At 58.4% G+C, this 20,803-nt stretch carries 21 protein-coding genes; 11 read left to right on the top strand and 10 right to left on the bottom strand.

Features of this window, described 5'->3' with window-relative positions; genetic code table 11:
* Positions 1-6 precede the first annotated feature (6 nt).
* Together FHT85_RS12700 and FHT85_RS12695 are read right to left on the bottom strand one after the other, a co-directional pair.
* Positions 7-1,614: an ABC transporter substrate-binding protein gene (locus tag FHT85_RS12700; RefSeq protein WP_112411046.1), complete on the bottom strand. Its 1,608-nt coding sequence runs from the start codon at positions 1,612-1,614 to the stop codon at positions 7-9.
* Between the two features lie 94 nt (positions 1,615-1,708).
* Positions 1,709-2,755: a LacI family DNA-binding transcriptional regulator gene (locus FHT85_RS12695; RefSeq protein WP_183774113.1), complete on the bottom strand. Its 1,047-nt coding sequence runs from the start codon at positions 2,753-2,755 to the stop codon at positions 1,709-1,711.
* Positions 2,756-3,115: 360 nt separating this feature from the next.
* Between FHT85_RS12695 and FHT85_RS12690 the strand changes: the two genes are divergently transcribed.
* Positions 3,116-4,849, top strand: coding sequence for a phospholipase D-like domain-containing protein (locus FHT85_RS12690; protein ID WP_112411047.1), 1,734 nt, complete (start codon positions 3,116-3,118; stop codon positions 4,847-4,849).
* Positions 4,850-5,606: 757 nt separating this feature from the next.
* Here FHT85_RS12690 and FHT85_RS12685 read toward each other — a convergent pair.
* On the bottom strand, positions 5,607-7,247 hold the full coding sequence (locus FHT85_RS12685; RefSeq protein WP_112411048.1) for an FAD-binding dehydrogenase: 1,641 nt from the start codon (positions 7,245-7,247) through the stop codon (positions 5,607-5,609).
* A gap of 294 nt (positions 7,248-7,541) precedes the next feature.
* On the opposite strand from FHT85_RS12685, the gene FHT85_RS12680 reads away from it, so the two are divergent.
* Together FHT85_RS12680 and FHT85_RS12675 are read left to right on the top strand one after the other, a co-directional pair.
* Complete coding sequence (locus FHT85_RS12680; RefSeq protein WP_112411050.1) at positions 7,542-7,766, top strand: hypothetical protein; 225 nt, start codon at positions 7,542-7,544, stop codon at positions 7,764-7,766.
* A gap of 184 nt (positions 7,767-7,950) precedes the next feature.
* The gene (locus FHT85_RS12675; RefSeq protein WP_183774110.1) at positions 7,951-8,328 is read left to right on the top strand and encodes a hypothetical protein; all 378 of its coding nucleotides are present in this window, start codon (positions 7,951-7,953) and stop codon (positions 8,326-8,328) included.
* Positions 8,329-8,649: 321 nt separating this feature from the next.
* On the opposite strand, the gene FHT85_RS12670 is transcribed toward FHT85_RS12675, so the two are convergent.
* Entirely contained in the window at positions 8,650-8,838 is a 189-nt protein-coding gene (locus tag FHT85_RS12670; RefSeq protein WP_112411051.1) for a DUF3008 family protein, read from the bottom strand.
* 67 nt (positions 8,839-8,905) lie between these two features.
* Positions 8,906-9,367 (bottom strand): YbhB/YbcL family Raf kinase inhibitor-like protein, encoded by a 462-nt coding sequence (locus FHT85_RS12665; protein ID WP_112411052.1) that lies wholly within the window; start codon positions 9,365-9,367, stop codon positions 8,906-8,908.
* A gap of 139 nt (positions 9,368-9,506) precedes the next feature.
* Here FHT85_RS12665 and FHT85_RS12660 point away from each other — a divergent pair, with 139 nt between their 5' ends.
* Positions 9,507-9,764: a DUF2934 domain-containing protein gene (locus FHT85_RS12660; protein ID WP_112411053.1), complete on the top strand. Its 258-nt coding sequence runs from the start codon at positions 9,507-9,509 to the stop codon at positions 9,762-9,764.
* 105 nt (positions 9,765-9,869) lie between these two features.
* On the opposite strand, the gene FHT85_RS12655 is transcribed toward FHT85_RS12660, so the two are convergent.
* Entirely contained in the window at positions 9,870-10,226 is a 357-nt protein-coding gene (locus FHT85_RS12655) for a hypothetical protein (RefSeq protein ID WP_112400111.1), read from the bottom strand.
* 268 nt (positions 10,227-10,494) lie between these two features.
* Here FHT85_RS12655 and FHT85_RS12650 point away from each other — a divergent pair, with 268 nt between their 5' ends.
* Positions 10,495-10,923 (top strand): hypothetical protein, encoded by a 429-nt coding sequence (locus FHT85_RS12650; RefSeq protein WP_312861341.1) that lies wholly within the window; start codon positions 10,495-10,497, stop codon positions 10,921-10,923.
* A 10-nt stretch (positions 10,924-10,933) separates the two neighbouring features.
* On the opposite strand, the gene FHT85_RS12645 is transcribed toward FHT85_RS12650, so the two are convergent.
* The 4 genes from FHT85_RS12645 to FHT85_RS12630 all read right to left on the bottom strand — a co-directional run bounded on the left by FHT85_RS12645 (position 10,934) and on the right by FHT85_RS12630 (position 13,304).
* Positions 10,934-11,080 carry a hypothetical protein gene (locus tag FHT85_RS12645; RefSeq protein WP_183774107.1) on the bottom strand — a complete coding sequence of 49 codons (147 nt, stop codon included), beginning with the start codon at positions 11,078-11,080 and terminating at the stop codon, positions 10,934-10,936.
* A 9-nt stretch (positions 11,081-11,089) separates the two neighbouring features.
* A complete protein-coding gene (locus FHT85_RS12640; RefSeq protein WP_112400110.1) occupies positions 11,090-11,638 on the bottom strand; it encodes a BON domain-containing protein in 549 nt (182 codons plus the stop codon).
* A gap of 68 nt (positions 11,639-11,706) precedes the next feature.
* Positions 11,707-12,435, bottom strand: a complete 729-nt coding sequence (locus tag FHT85_RS12635) for an MgtC/SapB family protein (protein WP_112400166.1) — start codon at positions 12,433-12,435, stop codon at positions 11,707-11,709.
* Between the two features lie 239 nt (positions 12,436-12,674).
* Positions 12,675-13,304 carry a hypothetical protein gene (locus FHT85_RS12630; RefSeq protein WP_112411054.1) on the bottom strand — a complete coding sequence of 210 codons (630 nt, stop codon included), beginning with the start codon at positions 13,302-13,304 and terminating at the stop codon, positions 12,675-12,677.
* Positions 13,305-13,908: 604 nt separating this feature from the next.
* Here FHT85_RS12630 and FHT85_RS12625 point away from each other — a divergent pair.
* From FHT85_RS12625 to FHT85_RS12600, 6 genes are read left to right on the top strand one after another with little or no spacing between them, the layout of a single operon-like run.
* Positions 13,909-15,606, top strand: a complete 1,698-nt coding sequence (locus tag FHT85_RS12625; RefSeq protein WP_112411055.1) for a putative bifunctional diguanylate cyclase/phosphodiesterase — start codon at positions 13,909-13,911, stop codon at positions 15,604-15,606.
* Positions 15,607-15,650: 44 nt separating this feature from the next.
* Complete coding sequence (locus tag FHT85_RS12620; RefSeq protein WP_112411056.1) at positions 15,651-16,157, top strand: ubiquinone biosynthesis methyltransferase UbiE; 507 nt, start codon at positions 15,651-15,653, stop codon at positions 16,155-16,157.
* A complete protein-coding gene (locus FHT85_RS12615; protein WP_015343793.1) occupies positions 16,154-17,329 on the top strand; it encodes a class I SAM-dependent methyltransferase in 1,176 nt (391 codons plus the stop codon). The genes FHT85_RS12620 and FHT85_RS12615 overlap by 4 nt, the downstream gene beginning before the upstream one ends.
* On the top strand, positions 17,326-19,686 hold the full coding sequence (locus FHT85_RS12610) for a SpoIIE family protein phosphatase (RefSeq protein ID WP_112411057.1): 2,361 nt from the start codon (positions 17,326-17,328) through the stop codon (positions 19,684-19,686). Before FHT85_RS12615 ends, FHT85_RS12610 begins: the two co-directional genes overlap by 4 nt.
* A 4-nt stretch (positions 19,687-19,690) precedes the next feature.
* The gene (locus FHT85_RS12605) at positions 19,691-20,245 is read left to right on the top strand and encodes a slr1658 superfamily regulator (protein WP_112411058.1); all 555 of its coding nucleotides are present in this window, start codon (positions 19,691-19,693) and stop codon (positions 20,243-20,245) included.
* Positions 20,246-20,263: 18 nt separating this feature from the next.
* Complete coding sequence (locus tag FHT85_RS12600; protein WP_112338070.1) at positions 20,264-20,602, top strand: slr1659 superfamily regulator; 339 nt, start codon at positions 20,264-20,266, stop codon at positions 20,600-20,602.
* Positions 20,603-20,803: the final 201 nt, after the last annotated feature.

Below are 20,803 nucleotides of genomic sequence, written 5' to 3'. Positions count from 1 at the left end.
AGCAGCTCAGCTCTTCTGCTCTTCGAAGGCAAGGCTGCCGGCGCCGAGATCCATCTGGAAGGCCGGCAGAGGCTGCCACTTAATGCCCTTGCGAATGCCGAAGAAGACAGCGTTCTGATGGAGGACCGTCTCGCCCGGATCTTCCCACTCGATCAGATGCAGCATGTCGCGGAATATCTTGGCGCGGTCGGTCGGATCGACGGCCTGTTCCATCTTGGCGCCGAGGGCATCGAAATCGGCATTCTGCCAGATCTTGAACGAGCTCAGATTACCTGCCGAGCTGAACTGCGTGAAGAAGGAGATATAGGGGTCCGGTACCTGGCCAGTGCTCGACCAGTTGCCGGTCGCGCGGGTCGACGAGGCCTCAAACAGTTTGCCTGATTCCACGAACTTCATCTTGGCATTGACGCCGATCGCCTGCCACATGGCAACAACGGCCTGCGTGACCGGGTTTTCCGCTGTGTAATAATTGTTCTGCGAGCGGATCTCGATTTCCTCGCCATTATAGCCGGCATCCTTCAGGAGCTGCATGGCCTGGTCCGGATCATATTTGTAGGCAGGATAATCCTTGAGATAGACCGGACCGTAGAGCTCGAACTGCAGGCCGTTCGGCACCCTGGTGCGACCGTTCCAGATCGTGTCGACGATCGCCTGGCGATCGATGGCGAGAATGAGTGCCTGGCGAACGCGCGGGTCCTTCAGCGCCGGATTGTTCTTGTCGAAGAACAGGATGCGGTTGTTCGGCACCGGGCCGCCGACGATTTCGTGATCGGTGCTCGCGGTGACGACCGAGAGCTGGTCCGGCGGCAGATCCGTCGCAATGTCGTAGTCGCCGGCCAGCAGACCGGCAATGCGCGAGGAAACCTCGGGCACGATGCGCAAGGTCACGCGCTTGGCGGCCGGCTTGCCGCGATAGGCCTGATCGTGCGCGGCGAGAACGACGCTCTCATTGGCCGTATAGCTTTCGACCTTGTAGGGGCCGGCGCCGACCGGCTTCTGCCGCCAGGTCGTCCAATTACCGCCATTCTTCTGCCAGGCGTCCTTGCTGATGACCACGGCCGCGTAAGATGCAAGGCGCTGCAGGAAGATCGGATCCTGGAATTTGGTGACGAAGCGGACCGTCAGCGGATCGACCACTTCGACATGGTCGAGGCTGGTGAAATTGGTGCGATAGGTCGGATAACCCGGTGCGTCCTTGTTCAGGAGCCGCTCAGGCCCGAAGGAGAAGGCGACGTCCTCGGCGGTCATCTCGCGGCCATCATGGAAGATCACGCCGGGGCGCAGCTTCATTTCGAGCACGGTCGGCGAAATCCAGGTCCAGGACGTCGCGAGATTGGGCTTCACCGAGAAGTCGCCGCGCATGTCGAGCGCAAGCACTGTCTCGTGGATGGAAAAGTTGTTGCGGAAGGCGACGTTGCTGGCGGCATCGACGGGCTCCTGCGACACCGGATTCATCTGAACGGCGATGCGCAGTTCAGGCCTCTTGTCGGTGCCGGCATCGGCCGAGGCCGACAACGCTGGGACAAAAGCGCTGAGGCCGGCCGCGGCTCCCATCAGAAGGGTTGTGCGGCGGGTAACCGGGCTGTTGAAGCCGCTGGGCAGGTAATCGGACATCGGCACACTTTCCTGTTAAAGCAATTTATAAATCGCTGCACAAACGTTTGCGCATATGAAATACGACCACTTGCGTTCAAGATCGTCTTTTCTTTTACGCAAGGGAAAGTGGCCGCAAGCTAGGCGAGCTCGATGACGCACGTATGACAAGTTCGGGGGTGACGAACCGCATCGGACGCTTTGCAACGCGTGCGTCCATCGGAAGGTTCGAAAGCTCAACCAGAAGATCGAGCGAGGCTTCGCATAGCGCATCCGTCGGCTGCGCGACCGTCGTCAGCGGCGGAGCCCAATAGGCGGTGTCGGGCACGTTGTCATAGCCGACGACGGAAATATCTGCGGGGATCTGCAGGCCGAGATCGCGCAGGAAGGCGACAACCTCGATGGCAAGCCCGTCACTGCCGCAGATCAGAGCCGTCGGGCGTTCCGACGATGCCAGGAGATCGGCAAGAAGCTTGCGGTCGTGCTCGCCCCTCTCAAAGGAGATGACATCACCGGCGATCAAGCCAGCACTGCCGGCAATCGCATCCTGGAAAATCGACATCCGATCGCGAAGCGCGCTACGGCTGATGCGGTAGACGAAGGAAATGCGGCGGTGGCCGAGCTTCACAAGGTGATCAAGCAGCAGTCTAATGCCAAGCCGATCATCGGTTAGAACCGCAGGAAGCGGACCCGTCAGCCCCGCACCGAGCGTCACATGCGCCTTACCTATGAGATCAAGGTGATCGCAGAGCGCCTGCTGGCCCGGAAGGTCGCTCACCATGATGACGCCGTCGAAGAAATCCTGTTGAAACAAGCGCAGCTGGCCGGCGATTTCGCCGGCCTCCGTCTTGGCTTGCGCGACCAGGAGTTCCACGCCCCGACGTTGGGCCACGATTTGCAGGCGGCTTGTCAGATGCGGCTGATAGTGGCCCGACAGGCTGTTGACGATCGCCCCGAAGACACCGGTTCTGTGTGTTCTGAGCGATGTTGCGAGACGGTTGACAACGTAGCCGAGGCTGCTCGCCGCCTCCCTGACACGATCCTGTGTCTCCAGGCGGATGCGGCTGTCGACCTGACCATTCAGGACGCGCGATACGGTCGTAGCCGACACGCCGGCCAACCGGGCGACGTCCAGAATGCCGATTCTTTTGGGTGCTTTCATACAGTCTGCCGAAATTTTTCGCGCCGCGCCGCGCCGGCGCAAGGGGGTCCCAGAAGTCTTGCCACACTTGCTTCGAGACGCAAGATCACATTTCGACTCGAGTGGAATTTTCATAGGCGACTATGGATCGCGAATTTCACAGCTGCTCCAAAGACTGCTAAATCAGGATGGCATTGCGCCGTCCTTAAGATGCCCAGAGCAATTCATGAGACCGTCACGGCCGTGACGCAAAGTAGGATAGAGCCACTCAACCGGCCAAACCACCAGACGCGCCCGATTAAGGCTTCGCGGTCAGGTATCGGCGCAAATCCGATACGCCGCAGTAAGAGGAACAGAAGCAACCATCCAGGGAGAGGGATAATGAACATAAATCTGATCGTGCATCCCGGTGTCGATAGTGCTCTTATCGCCTGGCGCAGCGACTTCATCGACCAGTGCCGTGGCTTTGCCCTGCGGCGGAAGATCAAGCGGGCGGCTGGAAGCCCGCAAAGCCCCAACACGGTCTCCGATGTCGACGCCGATGGCTATCATGAGGAGATCGTTGCCAGCTGGGTCGGCTTCGCCGACGGGCCTCCCGTCGAGGAAGGCACGCGCAAGCCGACCACGGAATGGCCGATTCAGAAATATCTCTGGTCCGATTTCGCCGTCAATCCGGGCGATATCGTCGCCTACCGGGTCTCCGCCATGATCGGACCCGAGACGGCGTTGCAGGAATCGGTCGATCACGTATCGGACTGGAGCGAGGCCATGCAGATCGGGGCCGAAACCAGCGGCCATGTCAGCTGCTATTTCAATCGCGGCATCGTCGCCAGCCAGTGGCTTGCACGCCTATTGCCCGAAGAGGCTCCCACCACCAAGCTCAAGAAGGCGATCGCCAACCCCGAGGACCCGATCCGCCAGTTCCTTGCAGGGCCGATCCGCGACAAGCTTGTATCGCTCCTCAATGATGCTCGGGCGAGCGGCGAGCATATCTATGCGGCCCTGTTCGAGCTGGATGATCCGGAGCTTATTCCCCTGCTGCAGGGCTTCAAGAAACGCGCTCATATCGTGCTTGGCAATGGCAGCGTCAAGAAAAAGGGCGAGGACGAAAACGAAGACGCCCGATCCGACCTGTCTTCCTGCGATGTCAGGGATCGCATGAGCGCGCCGCGGGCGCTGGCGCACAATAAATTCCTGGTCATCTGCGACGCCGACAAATCGCCGCAGGCCGTATGGACCGGCAGCACGAACTGGACGATGACCGGCCTTTGCACGCAGGCCAACAATGCGCTTCTGATCGACAATCCGGCCATCGCACAATTCTACCTGGATCAGTGGAAGACGCTTGCCGCCGACGGCAATGATTCGCCGCCCGCCCTCTATCAAAGCAATGCCGAGCCCAGAACAACGCCCAAGGCCAAGAATACGACGGTCTGGTTCACGCCCATGCGCGAAGGGCTTGATCTCGAACAGGCAAGCGAGCTGATCCGCGGTGCACAGCAGGGCATCCTGTTCGCCATGTTCAATCCCGGGCCTCGCGGCACGCTTCTCAACGACATCATCGAGCTTGCCTCGCCGTCGAGCCCTTCGTTCAAACCCGATCTCTACATTCAGGGCGTGGTCAACCAGAATCCCGGCACAGCAAAGAACCCTGTCGTGCTGTTCAACAGAGGCGAGAGGATCGATGCCAATGCGGACGTCGTGCTGCCCGCCGCTATCCCCGGCCGGTTTGCCTATTGGCAGAAGGAAGTTCTGAAGCTGCCAACGGCCCATGCCATGGTCCACAGCAAGGTGGTCATCGTCGATCCATATGGTCCCAATCCCGTCGTCATGACCGGCTCCCACAATATGGGTCCGAAGGCGAGCGGCGTGAACGACGAGAACCTGGTAATCATCACCGGCAACGGCGATCTTGCCAGCCAATATGCCGGCAAGATCATGGAAATCTATGCCCAGTACCGCTGGCGGCAATCCGTCCAAAAACAGGGCGGCGCGCCCAAGTGGACCGGTCTTGCCAATGATGACAGCTGGCAGATCAAATCGCCGGAGCAGCCCTATGACAAACGCCGCATACGCGAACTCGACTTCTGGTTCGGCAAGAATGACACCGCCTGATGCCCGGCCTGACATCGCGTAGAGGCTAATCCGGGATCGCAACCGATTGCTTCGGGATGAATGAGTTGCGATCCCCTTGCCCCTGTGGCTCGGTCCGGTCGAGCATTTGTAATGCCGACGCAATCTTCGGCTTCTAGTGGCTTGGCAACAATCTGGATTCCCCAATGTTGCTCCGCTATGCTTTTCCCGTTCCTATTTTTATCGGCGCTTTGGCACTCACGGGGTGGGCTTTCCCTATTCTCAAAAGCCATACCGTCCGGCCAGACGAGATGGCCACGCCATATCCCGGGGCGTTTGCCGACATGCGTCATCTCACATCCGAACGACAGGATCCTGCAGGGTATAGGATTGCCGGCGATGCCGTACCGACTGGTTCCGGCGGCGAGGCTCGTCAGGCTCCATCGCGTGGTGACAGTAACGCGCCTTCGCCACCCGGCTATTTCGAACGGGCCAGGATGCTTCTATACCTTCTGCGGACGCGCCACCGGCGAAAATAGGCCGGCCATGAGGCTACGCAAACGAATACGAGGCATGAATGATCCCGCCGCTGCAGCATCAGTTGCCGGACCCTCCCCGCCCACCGAAGCCTCCAGCCATCCATTCGGGCAGGTTAAATAAACCTCTGGTAGCTGATATGATATTCACTATCGGCTTGGATGCCACCCCCGAGCCGACTACCGCAGCGTCCGACGAGACTGCATGCCCTCGCAGTGTCGTCGGACACCCCTCCCCTAAAACCGCGCCCATTTCGACCGGCTTATGCCGCCCGCCCCGCATTGCGGCCGGAAAAGATGCATCCTCCCAGGAATGTGCCCTCCAACGCATTGTTGCCGTGATATCCGCCGCCGCCGAAGCCTGCGGCCTCGCCGCAGACATACAATCCCGGGATGAGTGCGCCGCTCCGCCCGAGCGCCTGGCTATTCAGATCGGTTTCGAGACCGCCAAGAGATTTCCGCGTCAGAATATGGAGGCGCACGGCGATCAATGGACCTGCCTTCGCATCCAATATGCGATGCGGAGGGGCCGTGCGCATGAAGCGATCACCGAGATAGCCGCGCGCCTGTCGCAAGGCTACGATCTGGGCATCCTTGGCAAAGGGGTTATCCAATTCGCGGTCGCGGGCTTCGATCTGCCTGCGCAGATGGGCAAGATCGAGCGGACGATCGCCGATACGGTTCATGCCGGCCACCAGCTCTTCCAGCGTTTCGGCAACGACGAAATCCCTGCCCTTCGCCTTGAAGGCTTCCACCGGCGGAGGAGCCGATCGCCCAAGGCGGCTGCGCAGAAGAAGCCCGATATCGCGTCCGGTAAGATCCGGGTTCTGCTCGGAGCCTGAAAGGGCAAATTCCTTCTTGACGATTTTCTGCGTGGTTACGAACCAGCTGTAGCTATGCCCGAGCCTGCAGATGTGCTGCAGCGTCGAAAGGCTGTCGAAACCCGGCAGGCAAGGTGCTGGCATGCGATTGCCATTGGCGTCGAACCAGAGCGAGGACGGGCCTGGCAGGATGCGGATGCCGTGGTTCGGCCAGATCGGGTCCCAGTTGGCAATGCCTTCGGTATAATGCCACATCCGGTCGCCGTTGATCGGCCGCGCGCCGGCTGCCTCGGCATGACTGATCATCAAGCCATCCACGTGATGGGGCACGCCGCTCAGCATCCGCTCCGGGGGTGCGCCAAGGCGTTCGACGGGCCAGGCGCGGCGAACCAGTTCCGGATTGCCGCCGATGCCGCCGCTTGCCACGATCACAGCACCCTCGATGCGGAAGTCACCGACAACATCACGGTTCGATTGCTGACCGCGGCGGATGTTGTCCTCTGCGAGGATCTCGCCCTCCACGCCGAAAATGCCGTCTTCATCACCGACCAATCGTGTCACGCGCCGCCGGAACAAGAGCTCGATCTTGCCGTCCTTCTCCGCCGCCAAAACCCTTTTTACGAATGGATCGAGAACGCCAGGACCCGTACCCCAGGTGACATGGAAGCGCGGCACGGAATTGCCGTGCCCGTCGGCAAGGCCACCGCCGCGCTCCGCCCAGCCGACAACGGGAAACCAGCGCATGCCGAGCCCATGCAGCCAGCTGCGCATCTCGCCGGCGGCGAAATTGAGATAGGCCTCTGCCCAGGCACGCGGCCAGAAGTCCTCCGGTCGGTCGAAGGCCGCAGCGCCCAACCAATCCTGACGGGCGAGATCGAGACTGTCGCGAATGCGCATCCGCCGTTGTTCCGGCGTATCGATCATGAACAGCCCGCCAAGCGACCAGAAGGCCTGTCCGCCGAGACTTGCCCGAGGCTCCTGATCGATAAGGATCACCCGTTTCCCACGCTCTAGCAGCTCGCAAGCCGCAACAAAGCCTGACAGGCCTGTTCCAACGATCACCACATCAGCATGACTGCTCATTCGTTTCCCCCTCCGCGAATAGCATATCAATTAGAGAGCTTAATGAAGCTTACGTAAAAGTAAAACGAATGTCAGAGCTGACGACCATCCAGAATCGATCCACCAAGCCTGCATTTCGTCTCCACGAAACCTGCACGATGTTCATGTTGTCTTTCGACACTGACAGCGATCAATCGCCCTTTTTGTTGATGCGGTTACCGCTGTCGACACGAAAGGAACCCCTCAGCAGGCATGGGCTTCCGAGCGAACGGAGATAGTGACGAACGACATCGGCAGCCCCTCAAGGGAAGCATCATGTATAAACAGAAGACGCCCACGCTTATCGATTGGCTTTTCATGTTGGCGCGTCTGGCGCCGATCATCATGGTTTACCTGTGGCCGACATTCCTTCGTTTCATTCTAGGCACTGTCTTTTTTGTTGCGCTCGCCGCGCTGATGTATCATTTGGTTGACGTGGAACCGAACTTTTCGGTGCATGACTCTTCTCCACAAGTGGCTCCACTCACTCGCGAGCGGTAATCTTTTCCTTGGGAGGTCGAACCAAATGGCGCCCCTTCGGCATAACGAAAGCCTCGTCCCCGCAATTGACTGGCGGAGGGAAATCACGACAGAGTATATGCCCACACGGCCTTCTCCACCGCATCGGCTTGCCTGACATCGGAAAAGGCATACCCGATTGCTTAACAGGAGAGGAGCAGCAGCCATGGGCAAGCTTCCCGACATGACGAAACATCGCGGCTTTCCTTCCGGCATGCCGGGTACAGGCGTGCAATTCACCATTCGCCGCGCAAACCCCAAGGGCGTGACGCCGATCAAGAAACTGCCACGCCGCGCGCGGCCGGGAACGCAGGAACACCGGATCGACGCGGCGTTCCTGCATGCGCTCTGGCACTATTTCGGCGCAGAACCTTTCGAGCGCGGCAATCTCGACGCTGCTCGGCTCAACCTGCTCTTCGGGCGCGAGGTGCTACCCGCAGACAAGGATTTCGATCCGCTCTCCTATGAAGCCATGCTGGTCATCAACGAGAAAGTGGCGCGCGAAAGCTTCCCCGAAGCATTCGAAGATGTGATGGAGATCTGACGCCACGCGCAAGCGCGCAGCCCTCCCGAACGGGCGGCAACGAAAGTGCCGCGCCGCGGAGCCATGTCGATAAGGATGGCATGCGGCTCTATGCCGGTTGCCTCTGGACTGGAGCGCGCTAACTTATGGTAGTCGACACTCTTCATTTAGGCTGACATGCCCGACGATGTGGATGGCCTAAAGGCAAAGCTCGTCACGCATCACGATTACGTCCGGCGACACGGCGAGGATATGCCGGAAGTTCGCGACTGGCGGTGGAAACGATAGAACTGGCTTGACGTCGACAACAAGCCGGGAACACCGCCGTGCAGCGGCCAAACCTTACGATTTGGACGCGTGTTCCGGCTTTCCCTTTTGCTTGGTGGAGGCCATGTCGCGAAGCTCCTTCTCGCTCATGGAGTCAACCATGCTCTTCGACGCACCCTTCAGTTCGCTCTTCTTTCTTTCGCCGCGTTTGGCGGCGAGTGCCGCACCGGCAGCCATTTGCTGTGATTTCGACTTTGCGGGCATGATAACATCTCCTTTGGATTAGGTTGAAATTTGCCGCCGACGATCGTGTCCGCTTGCAAGGCGCGACTTACGCTTGGTAGCTGCCGATAAGGCTTGCTTCTGCAAGCGTGTGTTTCTTCACCTTCTGCCACATGGCTTCCGCGCCGGCGGCCTCGGGAAGGGTCACCCTCGGTACATCAAGCGCGGCAAGCCGGAAAATATACCGATGGGGCGGATCGCCCGCAGGCGGTTGTGGACCATCGTAGCGGGCATTGCCGAAATCGTTCCTGTAGAAACGCAGCGCCTGTTCCTGCATCGTGTCTAGACTTTCAACCAGGCCAGTCCATTGCGCGGGGATATTGGCGATACCACAGTGACGGAATGTTCCGCTCGGCGCATCCGGATCCTCGACGATCAGCGCGAAGCTTTGGGTTTTCTCCGGCGCGCCGCCCCAGGCAAGAGGCGGAAATATATTTTCCCCTTCCAGGGCATATTTGCGCGGTATGGGCGTACCCTCGGCAAAGGCCTTGCTGATCAATGTCAAAGCCATTCGATCCTCCTTTTATCATCGCAGATTCATGAGCCTGTGAACCTCTGAATCTAAGGTGGAACACATCAGAATCACTATTGTTCCCCCATGGAACCATCGCTCGCCTCAGTTGTTTAGAACATCCACGAAGGAGGAAAAGATGGCGGATGAACGGTTCGAGTGGATCAGCAGACGGGCCTATGCGATTTGGGAAGCGGCTGGACGCCCCTGGGGCTGCAGCCAGCATCATTGGGAGCAGGCAGCGAAGGAACGCGAGATCATGGAAAGAACGCGCGCATCGGCAGATGGCGAAGAAATACTCGCAAGATTCAGAAAAGCCCCCGCGAAGCACCAGCCCGATAACGCCGGTCAGGAACCCGAGGAAAAAACGCAGTCCGGCGCCCGGCGCGCCGGATAATAGACATCCGCTTTTTGCTGGATAAGGCCAACAATCAGATGCGCCAGGAGCTAACCTGTCGACGGACTCATTGATCCTGCGATTTCATCCGCAATTCAAAAGCCCCTAATTCTGCGTTCCGTCACGGTTCGGCTGGGCCGGCGTGCTCTTCGTGCCCTGCTGATTGTTTTCCGTGCGATCGGTAGGCGCTGGCTGGGCCGTTTGGCCGGCTGGCGGCGTGTTGTCTACCGTGCCCGCCTTCGGCTGTCCGCTGGAGGAGCTAGTCGTCGGCGACGCATTCTGAGGTTTGCCTGGTTCGATGTAACGACCCCAGATTTCCACGCCAACCCATACGATTGCCGCCAGAACCAGCGCTGTCACCAGCACGGTGAACAGATGTGTTCCCCGCACGCCCTGCCGGGCTTCAGTCGCGGATAGTGGTTTCGTCTGTTCCCGGGGCTTCTTCTGTTCGTCGAACGTCATAGCAAGCCTCTATCTATTGCAAATTTTACATCGACCTAACCAAAACACCCGGCGATGGTTCCAGAGGGGCGCCAAGGAATTGGGTCGAAGCGGAACAACAGGGAAAGCCCAGCGTTAGCCCAATAAGGTTGCAGATCGTGCCAAGTGGACGCGATGGTGCTGAAGAATATGGAGATTTTTCCGCTTTCTCTCCATAGCCAACGAAACGGCAGTCGAGTTTCCTATCCATCCGATCTGCAGCCCCTCCAACATTTAAGGAGGGTGAACAATGCCCATGAATACCGTCAACGCGGTGACGCTGCAGAAATTGTCGACCCTGTCGGCGCGCGCTCGCCTGAGGGCTGGTCGACCGCGCCAGTGGAACGGTTGGGACCTGACTGAAAGCGGCCGCCTGCTGTTGATTGCGACGATAACGGCTGCCATGTCCTGGAATTTTGCCGCCGCGCAGCAATCGAACGATGATCGCTGCAAAGCGGAAGAAACCAACCGGCAGACTGATGGCCAGCAGGCGCAAGGCGAACAGACGCCGCCGGCTAGGAATAATCCCAGCCGGAAACTGTCCGACTGTGGCGGTGTGCTGAAACCGCCGTCAGTCGGCGATAGCAAGATGGAAAAGCCCGCGCCGCAGGTGGGCAACACTCCCGTCATCAAGCCTGGCAACACAGAACAGCAGAACAATCAACAGCCGGGCAAATGAGACTGATCCGTCAGGGTTTGGGTTCGGGCTGCTCGATGGGGCCGTTCTTAACGGCGCCGCCATCTCGGCCGTCGCTTGACGTAAACGGCTTGATGACGAGAATCGCCAGAACGGACGCGACCATGAGGCCGAAGATGACGAGCAATAGCATCCGCATCTGAAAGCCTTACGCCCGTTGCGATTTGCGGACGGCGAGGTTGCTGTCGTGCCCGATAATGCCGCCAGCCTGCCGGGATATCGCTTCCGCACGCTGCTTGGCCTCGTGATTTTCAACGGAACCGTCAATAACGACGCGCCCGTGACTGACGGTCACGAAGATACTGGTCTCGTCGAGCAGTTGATCGGCTTTAAGCCCGCTCTCGATTTCCGTTCGTATTTCAACGTCTGTTCTCTCCGGCGTCGATGCGTAAGGGGGTTCGGATCGTGTATCTTCGCTGGCCTCTTCTGATTCGGAAGCTGCCCTCACTTCCGAGATTTTGCCGGAAACTTCATCAGCCATCTGCCTGCGCAATAGATCATGCGTAGCCGAATCTTCGCAGCGCGCATCGTCGGTTCCATTTTCGGGCCATAGCTCTATTGGCGAGGCTTCTCCTGCCCGCTGTTCGGACTCGATATCCCCGGACCCACCGGCTGCCTGGTCGAGTGCCTGCACGGTGCGCGTATCGCCACGACGCGGGGAACCCCTTGCGTTTGTCCTATCGCTGATTTTGGTCATGGTTTTCTCCCTGTCCGATGAGGGCTTAACCTTTGCCGCTCCAGAATGTTCCGGTCTCAGGGCTTGCGTCAGGCCCCTGTCGTCAGCATTTCGAAGGATACCACCTTGTAATGTTCCTCAAGGGACGCAAGCAATTGCGCACCACCGCCATCCGGTCCCGCCTCCCGCCATCGCACCTCGTAGGAAATATGCGTTGTCGCGTCGCTCGGCCCTGTCCTGCAGCCAATAAAAGAGAAAGCATATCCAAGCGGTTCCAGCGCTGCTTGCGCATCGGCGACCGCAACGCCTGCATCGCGAGGCAACTCGATCACGAGGCGCGCCTTTTGCTTGCGTGGCATCAGCCTGTCGAACTGTTTGAAAGGCGATAGCACGATGAAGGCGATAATGGCCCCGGCGGAACCCACGATCACTTGACCGCCGCCGATGCACAGGCCGACTGCCGTCATGATCCACAAGGTCGCCGCCGTCGTTACGCCGGTGATCAGGTCACCCCGCTTGAGAATGGCGCCGCCACCGATGAAGCCGACACCCGTCAGCACGCCGAGCGGAAAGCGCAGCACATCCATCGAAGCGAATGATTGCGACGTCTTGCCCAGAGTGGATAGAAGCAGATTGGCCTGGATCATCGACAGGCATGCGGCGAGCCCGACCAGGATCGTCGTGCGAAACCCGGCGGCATGACCACCCATTTCCCGATTGATACCGATCAGCCCTCCGGCTGCGACGACCAGCAGCAGACGGAGGGCGATATCCAGCCAGTCCGCGTCTATTGGCATAGTGTCGGTCAGGTCAGGCACGATGTCCTCCCAAGGAAGCGTCACCAGCAAATTTCAGTGGGGAACATCGCAAACGACATTTCGTTCCATCTTCGATGGAAGGTGCGCGTGAAAAACATAATAGAAGCAGTACGATGCTCTACCGCTTCATTGTCACCTCGGGAAAAGCGCTTGAGCCCGTGGGCCGCCTGCCGGATTGCGCCGCGAGCCGCCTCTCGCGCGTCAGGCCTCTGCTTTTTCCAGCCGCATCGCGAAATATATCACATTGCTCTTGAGGACAGGCGAGCGGCACGCTGTCTTCGGTTGGCATCCAGCGCCCGTCGAAAATCGAGGTCGGTTCTCGCATGGTGACGGAGGTCGTCGAGAAAACGAGAGATATCTTCGAGCGTATCGACGACGACATATCGCAGACCACCGCCGGCATCGATCAGATCGTGGCCGATGCTGACGCCGAAGCCGCTGGCTACCTTGCGAAACCATGCCGAGCGCCAGCGCTTGAAACCATCGGGGTCCGACTGAAGCTCTGCGAGCAGCATCTTTTGCTGATCAAGCCGCGCAAGGAATGTTTCAACCACATCCTGTGAGCCGGCCTTCGGCCTTTCCGCCTTCCTTGCCAGCCATTTTTCAAGAAGCCGAGAGCTGGGCTGCGGCGCTATCGCTTCATCGCGCTCCATCAGAGCCGCGGAATCAATATCCAGGCGCTCCGCGCCCTCCTTGTGCTGGGCCTCATCCACGGGCGAACCTGCTTGTATCTCCTGCTGCAAAGCCAAGGTCTGCTTGAGGTCGGCGGCAAGCTCTCCCCAGATGGATCTCGATGATTCAGTCGATCTTGCTTTCATCCGGCGGGAGGTTTTGACTTCGATGATAAAGGGCTTTGTCTGTTTAACCATGATGCTTCGATATGTGCCCGATGATGGAGCGCAGTTGATGGACAATCACTATGAATAAGAGGCTGGCATTCTCTGGGAGCAACACCGCAGCAGGGCGATCGTCCGCGGATATTGAAGGTCTAGGCCCTACACCAAACCGCTTGATGAGGCAATCTCCGCCGCCGCCTCATCCCAAATGGGCATCAATGCATTGCGACCTGATCTGCGTCACGGGCGTATGGCATAAGTCGGGACGATCATCGGGGAGGCCGCTTTGACCGCACTCATGTCTGCGAATCAACGATCTTGTAATCGGACCATTCGATACGCACCACAACCACTGCAATGCCTCTACCGCGACAATACAATCTCAGTGCATTCAAAATGAAACAAACGAGGTCGTGGCAGTCAGTTTAAACTGCATATGTCTTAGCAATCATTGCTAAATATGAAGGTCTCGTAATATATTCGCTTAAAGCGGCTGCCGCCTTCTGGTAAGTTATCACTTGCGCGCGTACGCTCGATGAGATTGCGATCATTGATAGGCGTGCTCCGATGCGAACGGACCAGTTCAAACTGCACAATGCCCGGATTTTGCGCGGCCGGCTTGGGAGGACGAGGCCATATGCCCGAGAACCGAGTGGATCGGTCGCAGCAAACTCTCTACGGGTCCGAATCCGACAACGGTTTAGAGGCGACGGTCTCGCTTTGGGATCTGGATTTCAAACTGCTCGATTGCTCGAAGCGATTCAGAGAGCATATCGGTCTTGCGCCCCGGAGCGATGTATCCTTGTGGGAAGCCTATCCCGCGCTTGCGAATCCGACGCTTGCCGAGCTTATTCATAAGGTCATAGACACAGGCGAACCTTGCACGATCCAGTTCGACGATCCGACGCTGGGAAAGCGCCGCTTGCTCGCCTCCCGTATTCGAGTGGGGCTTCTGATCGTTGAAACCAATAGAGCACATGAAAGCCCATCGTCCGAAGACAATGAAAAAGCACAGCTCATCCATCAGGCAACGCACGATGTCCTGACCGGATTGCCTAATCGCCGCCAATTCAGCGCGGCTCTGACGCAACTGCTTCCGGTTACCGGCAAGGTCGGGCCGGCGCTGATGCAGCTCGACCTCGATGATTTCAAGCCCGTCAACGACACACTTGGCCACGGAGCCGGCGATATCGTACTGAAACTCGCCGCCGAGAGGATTACGAAAGCACTCGGCCGCGGCGGAACGGCCTACCGTCTCGCTGGCGATGAATTCGCCATCATCCAGATCGGTCCGCAGCGGGCCCTGGAGGCGGAACGGTTGGCAGACGCGCTGGTGGCCGAATTCAAAAAGCCGTTCACGGTCAACGGCATCTCACTTTTCGTCGGCGTCAGCGTGGGGATCGCAATCGCGCCGCGCGACGGCAACGAGGGAGAACAGCTGATGAAGGCTGCCGATGTCGCCCTTTATGCCGCTAAGAAGGAAGGGCGGCGGCGGGCGCGGACGTTCGATCCGGCCATGCTGATCGTGGTCGAACAAAGGGAGCTGCTACGGCGCAGCCTGCGCGTGGCACTACAGCGCGATGAGTTCTTCATCGAATATCAGCCGCTGGTGGAGCCTCCGTCCAATGTGGTCGGATTCGAGGCGCTCCTACGCTGGCGGCACCCGACCCTCGGGGTCATTCCGCCGGCAGCTTTCATTCCAATGGCCGAAGCCGATGGTCTCATGCGTGAAATCGGCCAGTGGATGCTGGAGGAAGCCTGCCGCGAGGCCTTGGCATGGCCGGATCACTATACGCTTGCCGTCAATCTTTCTCCCGCGGAGTTCCTGACGCCGGGCCTCACCGATCGCGTTTCTCAAACGCTGGATATCGTCGGATTTCCAGCCGAACGCCTGGAACTGGAAATCACCGAAGGTGTGCTTCTGGAGCGGACCATCAACAATCTCGACACGCTGAACACGCTTAACGTGCTCGGCATTCAGATTTCCCTCGATGATTTCGGCACCGAATATTCCTCGCTCAGCTACCTCAAGAATTTCCCCTTCGATACGATCAAGATCGATCGCTATTTCATCAGGGATCTTTTGCAGGACGGCAAAAGCCAGGCCATTGTGCGCTCCGTCATCGGCCTTGCACATGGCCTGGGCATGCGGGTGACGGCGGAGGGTGTCGAGACGCGGCAACAGGCGGCCTGGCTCCAGCAGGAGGGCTGCGACCGCCTGCAAGGCTATAGCATCAGCCCTCCGCTGAGCGCCGACAAGCTTGATGATTTCATAAGGCAGGGTGCACGCGATCAGTCGGCCGCGACATTCGACGAATTTCACGCAAGTCCGTGAGTTTTTGAAGCGCATTTCATTCGGGAATTTTTCGAGAGGATACCATGCGGGTGCAAGTGGACGCGGCTTTCGAGCCATTGCTTGAACTGGAAATGGAGATGGCGACCCTTGTGGCAGACTGGTCGAATTGCGATCAATGTGCCGCTTACGTGGCTCGCATGGTCAGCCACGATCGGCACGATCCCATCCGTCATGCGAACCTGCTTTCGGCAGCCCTGAACGAGCTTTTCGAAATGTCGTTCCACACCAGAGAAAGCACCGGTACCCTTACCTTTCGCGTCTACCGGAATGGCTCGATCGAGCGGATCGAACTGGCCTTTCCCTGCTCGGCCGAGCAGCGCAATTTGTATGAAACCATCGTCCAGCGCATTAGAAGCGGTCACGCGCTCGCAAACTATCTCGATGTCATCACCGACGACACCGCGCGTGCCGAGCAGGCGATCCTCCTCGGCCTTGCCGTCAATTACGATGCCAACATCGAGCTGTCCATTCGGGATAAGGGAGCAACGACTTTCGTGGTAGACCTCGCGCTCGAAAGGCTACTCAATTGAACAACCGCTCCTCTGGCCGTTTCACAGCGCAATTCGATGCCAACAATCAAGAATTCTCTCTATCCGGAGTTCTGAGACCACATTCAGTTGCCGAGCTTGCCGATGATCTCGCCCTGCTGCGCAACGGCATCGAAACGGTGAACGGCGTCTGCTACGTCAATCTGAAACGCGTCATCCACATGAACAATACGGCGTTCCGTGCCCTGACGCGTGTCCTGCTCGATGCCACGCGATCGAGGCCGGATCTCAAACTGACGGTCGTAGCTTCCAGTGTCGTTGCATGGGCATCGCGACTGTTTCGCCATTTGAGCGATCTGTCACCCAACATTATCGTCGAGATCTATGATTCCGCCTTCTATCCCGGGCAGACATTCGTGGAGAATCAGAGCTTCATCCCGATCCTGCGAACCCAGACGAAGATGACCTGGCGCCACGAGCGCGAGATATTGCCGCGGCACGGCCTTCGCGAGGGTTTGCATATCGCCGACATCTGCTGCGGCATCGGCGATTTCGCCATGCTGCTGCGGAAGGATTTCAAACCCGCGCGGATCGTTGCCCTCGACCATTCAATCCCCAGCCTGGAATATGCCCGCAAGGTGGCGGAGGACTTCAATGTCCACGACATCGAATATACCTATGGCGATGCATCCCAGATGCTGTTCGAGAGCGACCAGTTCGATTTCGTGACCTGCAGGCACTCGTTGCAGATCTTCGACCGCCCGGATGTTCTGCTTCGCGAACTCTATCGCATATGCAAGCCAGGCGGCAGGGTCTACATCACCAACGAGAAGAACTCCCATTGTCTTGGTGAGCCCAGAGCCGAAAGCATTCAATGGACCTATAATGAGGTCGCGAAACTGTTCGCGCATTTCGATATGGATGTCGAGATGGGTCCCAAGGGGCGCCGCATGCTACTGGATGCCGGCTTCAAGGATGTGCGCATGGAAAGCTTCATGGTCACGAATCTCGATGGCGATCCCCAGGATTTCGCAGACATCATCACGGCATGGCAGAATGTCTATGCCGATGAAATGGCGGTCAGAAGAGGGGATTCGGCCGCATTTATCGAGCGATTCAAGCAAGGTTTCGCCGATCATATTTTTGCCGCGCTCCACCCAAGAGGCTATGCGGGCTGGCCGATCTGGGCTTCTTCGGGACAGAAACCGCTATGACGGACGCGCCAATCGCCAAGCAACGGCTCGGACTGCGCTCATTTCGCGCCAAGTTTCTCCTCGTCGTCGGGGGAGCCGTTCTCTTCGACCTGCTCGTCAGCGGCGGCCTTGCTTTATGGAACGTCCAGCGCCTATCGCGCAACGCCACGATGGAAGTGGGACAAGGCCTCGAGAAAGCGAGCCAGGATTATATCGGCTCCTATGCGGATTCGACCGCCGCAGAGGTCGGTTTGCTGATCGACCAGGTCCATTCCGATGTGAAGGGGCTGGCGGGCGTGCTGCAGGGACAGATCGATAATCCGGCGCGGAGTCTCGATGTCGGTGCTGCCATGAGCAGAGCGTCTCCAGGCGCGGTAACAGTGACCTACGACCAAGCTGGCCAGTGGTCACAAAACCTGCCCGGCACACCCTCGGTCGTCAGCGTCTGGGGTTACCTGCTTGATAAGGATCACCATCCCCTGCCTCAGGTGCAGGCAGACATAGAATGGAGCGCGGTGCTCGATCTGGTTGCTCCTTCCTTGCTGCACAACGGCGCGTCGAAGCTGCAGATGTATTATATCGGCCCGAGGGAGCGTCCGATTTTCCGGACTGCTCCCTATACGACGCAAGCGCAGACCTTTGACCGGCTCTATCCCGGCCACAACAGCTCCGATTTTTGGACATTCTTCTTTCCAGGCCTATATGAATCCTGGCAGCAATGGGCCTCCAGCCCCTCATCCCGCCCCGTTGCCGACTACATCACCCAGACGGCTCCCTATACCGACGCTATCACCGGCAAGCTGATCGTCAGCTTTTTCCATCCGCTCTGGACGCCCGATAGGCATCAGGTGGCCGGTGCGGCCGGCGCAGATATTACACTCACACAGCTTGCCGAGATCGTCGAACATGTGAAAGTCGCTCAAACCGGCTTCGGCTTTCTCGCCATGTCGAATGGGAATGTGGTCGCAATCAATCCTGTAGGCGAAAAGGTCATCGGCTTGCGCGCCGCCAACGATGCCGCCGCCAAGGGGGTTACCGGCCTCGACCGATCCTTACGCAACAGCACGCAAACGGCCATTACCAAGCTGCCGCTCGACGCCGACGGCGTGATCCAGCACATCAGCCTCCGCGAACAGGGAGAGGACGTTCCCTATCTCGCGGTCGTCAAGCAATTGCGCCCGACCAATCTCTGGGTGGACGGACCGGTCAAGAGCGAAGTCATGTCGCTCGGGATCGTGGTGCCCGAGCGCGAGATCTACGCCTCGCTCATCGCCGCCAAGGATGAAATCTCGCGGGCGACCAACCGCATTCTGCTCTATCAGATCATGGCCGTTCTCGTGTCTCTGATGATCGTCACGGCGGCGGTCTTTGCGGCCTCGAAACGCGTCACCAGCGGCATCAGCGCGCTGGCGAGCGCCGCAAAGCGCATACAGGCGAAGGATTATTCGGTTAGGGTCGATATTTCGACCAGGGACGAAGTTGGGGATGCCGGTATCGCTTTCAATAGGATGGCGGAGGATATCAGCTTCCACACCGAAAACCTCGAAAAGCTCGTTTCGGATCGGACCAGCGAGATCGAGGCGGCCAAGGAAGAGATCTCAACCCTCAATAACCAACTCAAGAACGAAAACCTGCGGCTGGGTGCGGAACTCAACGTCGCCAGGCAGATCCAGCTCATGGTCTTGCCGCGGGCCAAGGAACTGACGGCAATCAACAATCTGGAGATCGCCGCCTACATGCGCCCGGCAGATGAAGTCGGCGGCGACTACTATGATGTTCTGCAGAACGGAAAGAACCTGAAAATCGGCATCGGTGACGTGACCGGCCATGGGCTGGAAAGCGGGGTGCTGATGCTGATGGTCCAGTCGATTGCCCGCGCCCTGCAGGAGGCGGGTGAGATGGACCCGGCAAAATTCCTGACCGATCTCAATCGGACGATCTTCAAGAACATCGAACGGACCCGGACCGACAAGCATATTACCTTGTCGTTCCTCGATTACGACGGCGAGAGATTGACGATATCCGGTCAGCACGAAGACATGATCATCATTCGCCAGGATGGCAAGGTGGAGCGGATAGATACGGGCGATCTCGGCCTTCCGGTCGGTCTTGAGCCTGATATCGCTCCCTTTATCGATACGCGGCAAGTGCCCTTCGAGAAGGGCGACATGGTTGTGCTGCATACCGATGGCGTCACGGAAGCGGAGAATTCGAAAGGAGAGCTGTTTGGCTTCGACAGGCTTTTGGAGGACGCCCGCCGCCTGCATGGCGGGACTGCGCAGGAAGTCGTCGCAGGCATACTCGACGACTTGATGGCTTATATCGGGACCCACAAGATCCATGACGATATTACCCTTGTGGTGATGCGGCACAGGTGAGGAAATGACGACAGCAATTTTCGGCGAGGAACGCCTGGCTTCGTTCGATGCCACCAATGCTCTTCGCATACGACTATTCGACGGGCCGCTGCATCTGGCATGGCGCCATTCGGCCATGACATCCGACTTTATCGCGGAGACGATAGCGCTCGGTTTCCGCTCTTCCGAGCGACAATATAAGTCGGTGCGGCACGACATTGGTTATGTGACCAACGAACTCATCGAAAATTCGATCAAATTCCGCGCCTCGGGCGAGATCCTTATCGAGGCATTGAGGGATGGCCATTGTTTCCGGATGCGGATTATGAACTTGATCGACCGCGAAGCGATGGCGCGCTTCCAACAATTATTATTGAGGGTTACCACTGGCGATCCTGGCGATCTCCTCATAGAACAGATTGAAACAAGTTTTCTTGCCGGCGGCAACGCGTCGGGGCTAGGACTTTTGACATTGATGAGCGACTACCAGGTTCAGTTGGCCTGGCATTTCGACGAGGATGGTCCGCACAAGCGGGTCAAACTCCAAACCTATGCCGCCATGGCGATATCATCGGCGTGAACCCGTGAGAGGCCCTTTATGGAAATCAAAGAAGAAGCATTTCGCATCTGGTCCGAAGGCAGTACCTTATATTTTGACGGCACCATGCGCCTGGCCGGTCCCGATGCCTATGCACCTGTCTATGAGCTGGCCAGGTCAGTCCTTCATGGAAGTGGAGGCAAAGCGACTTTCGATCTGACAGGTCTGCAATTCTTGAATTCTTCGGGCATCAACCTGCTTGCCAAACTGACGATAGAGGCACGCAAGCATCCGGATATTCACCTCACAGTATGTGGCTCCTCGCAAATTCCCTGGCAGATGAAATCATTACCAAACCTGAAGAAGCTGCATCCGCGCCTGGATCTGCGACTGACCTGAACCAGGTCGCGCAAGTGGGCAGCGGTTTTGCGATCACGACATGCGTTAAATCAAAGCCCCAAGCGCGGAAGGCCGGTCTGAAAGATCGCGACGATCCTTAGCAATCGAACAGCCACCCCTCTTATTTAGGTGCGCCATCGCCACTGTCGAAAGCTCGATGCCGAGCCGCGTCGCGAAACAAGCTGCTGTCTGCGTCTGTCT

It is taken from the genome of Rhizobium sp. BK312 (genome assembly GCF_014193605.1).
Lineage (GTDB): Bacteria > Pseudomonadota > Alphaproteobacteria > Rhizobiales > Rhizobiaceae > Rhizobium.
The sequence above is the reverse complement of the archived record's forward strand: the minus strand, read 5'-3'. Positions and strand labels throughout refer to the sequence as shown.

What these genes read in the sequence shown, in the direction of transcription:
- FHT85_RS12700 (WP_112411046.1), bottom strand. Translation starts at nt 1,614, where the DNA reads ATGTCCGATTACCTGCCCAGCGGCTTCAACAGCCCGGTTACCCGCCGC.
- FHT85_RS12695 (WP_183774113.1), bottom strand. Translation starts at nt 2,755, where the DNA reads ATGAAAGCACCCAAAAGAATCGGCATTCTGGACGTCGCCCGGTTGGCC.
- FHT85_RS12690 (WP_112411047.1), top strand. Translation starts at nt 3,116, where the DNA reads ATGAACATAAATCTGATCGTGCATCCCGGTGTCGATAGTGCTCTTATC.
- FHT85_RS12685 (WP_112411048.1), bottom strand. Translation starts at nt 7,247, where the DNA reads ATGAGCAGTCATGCTGATGTGGTGATCGTTGGAACAGGCCTGTCAGGC.
- FHT85_RS12680 (WP_112411050.1), top strand. Translation starts at nt 7,542, where the DNA reads ATGTATAAACAGAAGACGCCCACGCTTATCGATTGGCTTTTCATGTTG.
- FHT85_RS12675 (WP_183774110.1), top strand. Translation starts at nt 7,951, where the DNA reads ATGGGCAAGCTTCCCGACATGACGAAACATCGCGGCTTTCCTTCCGGC.
- FHT85_RS12670 (WP_112411051.1), bottom strand. Translation starts at nt 8,838, where the DNA reads ATGCCCGCAAAGTCGAAATCACAGCAAATGGCTGCCGGTGCGGCACTC.
- FHT85_RS12665 (WP_112411052.1), bottom strand. Translation starts at nt 9,367, where the DNA reads ATGGCTTTGACATTGATCAGCAAGGCCTTTGCCGAGGGTACGCCCATA.
- FHT85_RS12660 (WP_112411053.1), top strand. Translation starts at nt 9,507, where the DNA reads ATGGCGGATGAACGGTTCGAGTGGATCAGCAGACGGGCCTATGCGATT.
- FHT85_RS12655 (WP_112400111.1), bottom strand. Translation starts at nt 10,226, where the DNA reads ATGACGTTCGACGAACAGAAGAAGCCCCGGGAACAGACGAAACCACTA.
- FHT85_RS12650 (WP_312861341.1), top strand. Translation starts at nt 10,495, where the DNA reads ATGCCCATGAATACCGTCAACGCGGTGACGCTGCAGAAATTGTCGACC.
- FHT85_RS12645 (WP_183774107.1), bottom strand. Translation starts at nt 11,080, where the DNA reads ATGCGGATGCTATTGCTCGTCATCTTCGGCCTCATGGTCGCGTCCGTT.
- FHT85_RS12640 (WP_112400110.1), bottom strand. Translation starts at nt 11,638, where the DNA reads ATGACCAAAATCAGCGATAGGACAAACGCAAGGGGTTCCCCGCGTCGT.
- FHT85_RS12630 (WP_112411054.1), bottom strand. Translation starts at nt 13,304, where the DNA reads ATGGTTAAACAGACAAAGCCCTTTATCATCGAAGTCAAAACCTCCCGC.
- FHT85_RS12625 (WP_112411055.1), top strand. Translation starts at nt 13,909, where the DNA reads ATGCCCGAGAACCGAGTGGATCGGTCGCAGCAAACTCTCTACGGGTCC.
- FHT85_RS12620 (WP_112411056.1), top strand. Translation starts at nt 15,651, where the DNA reads ATGCGGGTGCAAGTGGACGCGGCTTTCGAGCCATTGCTTGAACTGGAA.
- FHT85_RS12610 (WP_112411057.1), top strand. Translation starts at nt 17,326, where the DNA reads ATGACGGACGCGCCAATCGCCAAGCAACGGCTCGGACTGCGCTCATTT.
- FHT85_RS12605 (WP_112411058.1), top strand. Translation starts at nt 19,691, where the DNA reads ATGACGACAGCAATTTTCGGCGAGGAACGCCTGGCTTCGTTCGATGCC.
- FHT85_RS12600 (WP_112338070.1), top strand. Translation starts at nt 20,264, where the DNA reads ATGGAAATCAAAGAAGAAGCATTTCGCATCTGGTCCGAAGGCAGTACC.